Genomic DNA, 3,731 nt, shown 5'->3' on the forward strand with positions numbered 1-3,731 from the left:
GTCGCGCGCCGACGTGGCGAGCGATGGCCGCCGCCATGCAGCCAATGGGACCCGCACCGGTGATGAGGACATCCTCGCCGACGAGATCGAACGAGAGCGCCGTGTGCACCGCATTGCCGTAGGGGTCGAAGATGGACGCGAGCGCATCGGGGATCTCGATGGGGAGCTTGAACGCGTTGAAGGCGGGCAAGCTCAACAGCTCCGCGAAGCAGCCGGTGCGGTTGACTCCGACTCCGACCGTGTTGCGGCAGAGGTGGCGCTTGCCGGCACGGCAGTTGCGGCAGTAGCCGCACGTGACGTGCCCCTCACCCGAGACGCGGTCGCCCACGGCGAATCCCTGCACGGCGTCGCCAACGGCGGCGACCTCGCCCACGAACTCGTGACCCACGACCATGGGAACGGGGATCGTGCGCTGCGACCACGCATCCCAGTTGTAGATGTGGACGTCGGTGCCACAGATGGCGGTCTTGCGGATCTTGATGAGCAGATCGTTGGGACCGATCGGGGGCTCTGGGACCTCGCCGAGCCAGATGCCCGGCTCGCGCTTCGCCTTGATGAGGGCCTTCATCGTGCCGTCGACTCCTTCACTCGATGCACGCGGACGCCGGCCCGGTGGGCGGGCTGCGCCTCGCGCCCGGGCATCCTAGTTCGACCGCGGCTCCCGGCGCCACCCCCGGCCCTCGCGGGGGTTTGATCGGTCCCATTTGGTTTCGCGCACTTGCGCGTGGGGCTGCCCATGGCGCTAACGGCGTGCGGGGCTGCGCGCGACGGGCGATGGTGAGCGGTGCGGCTGGCTGGCGGCGCGCGAGCGCGCCGTTGGGGCGCCGAGGACAGAGAGGAGCGTCGGCTCGGGCGCGGCGGGCGCCAGCCGGATGGCGTCGCGCACGGGGCGCTCAGGCGGCTCGCGCGACGTCTCTGGGTTGTTGGTCGGCGCGCCGGTAGCTTTCCGCACGCTGCCTCCATGCACTGCGTTGTTTCGACCAGTACTCGTCCCACCAGCCGTTCGCCTTGAGCATGCGCAGCGCGAGCACGCCCGGGACGTTGTCCGGGTGCCACCAGGCACCGGGGATCTTCATGCGTTGCTGGACGACGTGGCGATGGGCGCTCTCCACTTCACTGCTGGCCTGGCTCCAGCCACGGGCGCGGTAGTCGGCGTAGGCGACGGCATCACGGTTGCGCTCGAAGTAGTCGGCGTTGAGGCGAAGGCGGTCGTCCGGGTGCTGCTCGTGGACTCGGCGCAGCTCGTCGACCACGGCCATGACGCCGCCCGTCTCGATCCGGTCCATCGCGGCGCGGGCCCAGGCGGCGGTGTCACAACCAACGATCGCGCCGAGGGCTTCGGCAGCCTCCGTCAAGTGCTCGCGAGCGTGCGGGCGATCCAAGATGAACTGGAAGGGACAGGCATGAAAGGTCTCGTGCAGCCGGTCGCCAATATGGCGGGCACCATCGGCGATGCCCCGTACGTGCGTCTGCTCGGTCCAGCCCTTCAGACAGCCGAGGGCCAACAGGTCGCGGAAGGCCTCGTCGATCTCGTCGGTGGGGCGCGCGGAGTACAGCCGCGTCGCCTCGCCAGGGACCTGGACCAGGCCCAGCTTCACTTCCTGCCAGAAGCTCTTCCTGCGGCGCTTGGGCAGGGCGCGTACGGGCGTACGCTCGGGCTGCTGGCCTTGCTCCAGGGCGACGGACTCGAGTACGCCGACCGGGATCATGCCGCCGTCATGCTCGACCTCGAGCTCTAGCAGCCCGCCGTCGCGGCGGCCTTCGTGCCCGAGTTGCTCGAGGGCCGAACCGAGCTTGCGCTCGATGAACTCCCGCGCCTGCGCGCCGTGCTTGTGCATCATCCGCAGTACGGTCGTGCGCTCCATGCTCAGCCCTGGATGATGGCGCTCGAGCTTGTCGGCCGCGTGCTGGCAGGACTCGTCGCACGCCAGGTCGAGGGCCGCTTCTTCGGCGCCGAGCGACCATCGTTCCCGGTCGGTACCCAGCCAGCCGTGCAGCGGCCGAGCGGAACGGTGGCAGTCGCGGCAGTACGCGTACACATCGCGCACCTCGATGGCTCCGAGCGCCGTGCCACGCCGCCAGCACGTGCGCCGGTGCACCTCCATCGGCTCGTCGCAACTCGGACAGCGTGGCCTGCACGCCAGGGCTCGCTTCAGCCGCTCGTCCACGAACGACTGCAACAGCTCCTGCCCGAGCTTCTGGACGAAGGCAGCCAGTTGCTGCTCGACGTCGAGCAGGTTGGGGAATAGGGTCGCGTCCTCGTCGCACCCGAGCGCGACTCGGAATCGATCGAGAACCTCGGTTCGGATGGACTCCATCGGCGGCGCAGCCATCGTGGGTGGGCTCACAAGCGCATCCTGCCGCGTTTGCGCCGCGTTCGCGATCCCCTGCTGCCCGGGGGTGGGCCAGCGCTTCGGGTTGGCGCCTTCGTCCGTCGACGCTCATCGGTAGGCCGCGCTTGCCATCCCCCCTGCGCTCGAGCGCTTCACGACGCGCCGCTAGACCTGGCCGTGCGCGCCGACGCCACCAGGATGGCGACGAGTTGGCTCGCCTCGTCGACCAAGCGGTCCGCGGCACCCGGCGGCAGCCAGTTGGACCGCTGCACGACCCGTAACCAGTAGTACGCCTCCCTCAGCTCTTTGGTCGCGACCCGCACCTTGTGCACAAAGTCCGCACGACTCTCGGCGCCCCGCGCTTCTTCGTAATTCGCGCCGCCTCCGGTGACCGCTCGCCATAGCTGCTTGGAGACGTGCTGCGAGGCGGCGTCGGCCCGCAAGCCTGGCAACAGCTGCCGCACGCCCTCCACCGCGTCGAGCAGTCGGTCGGCGATGTCGTCGCCCTTGCGCCGCGGGCCGTTGCCGGTCCTCTGTCCCCTGTCCCTAGTTCCTTGTTCAATTCCCCGTTCCATCATCTACCTATCGTCACCACGCTCCCAGAAGTTGCGCGAGAGCAACACCCCAACGGAGAACGGAACTAGGAACTAGGAACTAGGCCCAGAGAACGGGAACCGCCTCCTATCCCCATCCTCACCAACGGGTTTCGTTCACACCCCCCATCCGACGCACGCTCGGTCGACGAAGGCTCGGGCGAGCGCGGCGGCGCGACCCCGGGCGATGGCGCCGCTACGGGCAGGGGAAGAGCGCGTCGAGCGCGGCGACGAGGGCCGGGACGTCGACCTCATCCGGCGCGGCCCGCCCGACCTCGGCGCGCAGCCGGGCGGCGTTCGCGGGATCGCGCAGGGTGGCCTCGCGATCGAGCACCGGTCCGAGGATGCGGACGGACTGCCATGCCGCATCGCAGGGGAGCATCCCGGCGCGCTGACGCACGATGAGCGCGACCGCGCGCAGCAGCGCGCGATCGAGCTGCGCCGTCGCCCGATCGCGCAGCGCCAGATCCTCGGCCTCGCCCGCCGGATGGTCGAGATCGCGCCAGCAGCGAACGGCGAGCAGCCCGTCCCAGACTCGGCCGTGAGCCTGCAAGCTGCGCAGGCGGGTGTAGCGCGCGAGCCCGAGGCCGCTCTCCCGGGGCTCCCCGCCCGTGTAGTAGGCGTAGCTCGAGTCGCAGTCTTTCGCGGTCGTCGCGCAGCTGTTCGCCTCCTTGAAGACCGAGGCGTAGAGGAACCAGAGCAGGCCCGCTTCGATCCGCGCGGCATTCCGCACCGGAGCTGCGCCATCGACCCCCTCGGCAAACGCCGCGTTGAGCAGCGGCTGGATCTGGGCCGGCCCCACGCA

At 69.8% G+C, this 3,731-nt stretch carries 4 protein-coding genes; all 4 read right to left on the minus strand.

The features are described from left to right. Positions 1–568, minus strand: a 568-nt coding sequence (locus tag VI078_09040) for an alcohol dehydrogenase catalytic domain-containing protein (GenBank protein ID HEY5999426.1), incomplete at its 3' end; no start/stop codon positions are given. A 325-nt stretch (positions 569–893) separates the two neighbouring features. Beyond that, positions 894–2,333: a hypothetical protein gene (locus tag VI078_09045; protein ID HEY5999427.1), complete on the minus strand. Its 1,440-nt coding sequence runs from the start codon at positions 2,331–2,333 to the stop codon at positions 894–896. 152 nt (positions 2,334–2,485) lie between these two features. Then, positions 2,486–2,911 carry a four helix bundle protein gene (locus VI078_09050; protein ID HEY5999428.1) on the minus strand — a complete coding sequence of 142 codons (426 nt, stop codon included), beginning with the start codon at positions 2,909–2,911 and terminating at the stop codon, positions 2,486–2,488. Between the two features lie 211 nt (positions 2,912–3,122). Further along, a partial coding sequence (locus VI078_09055; protein ID HEY5999429.1) for a hypothetical protein occupies positions 3,123–3,731 on the minus strand: 609 nt, incomplete at its 5' end.

The organism is bacterium, assembly GCA_036524115.1.
GTDB lineage: Bacteria > JAUVQV01 > JAUVQV01 > JAUVQV01 > DATDCY01 > DATDCY01.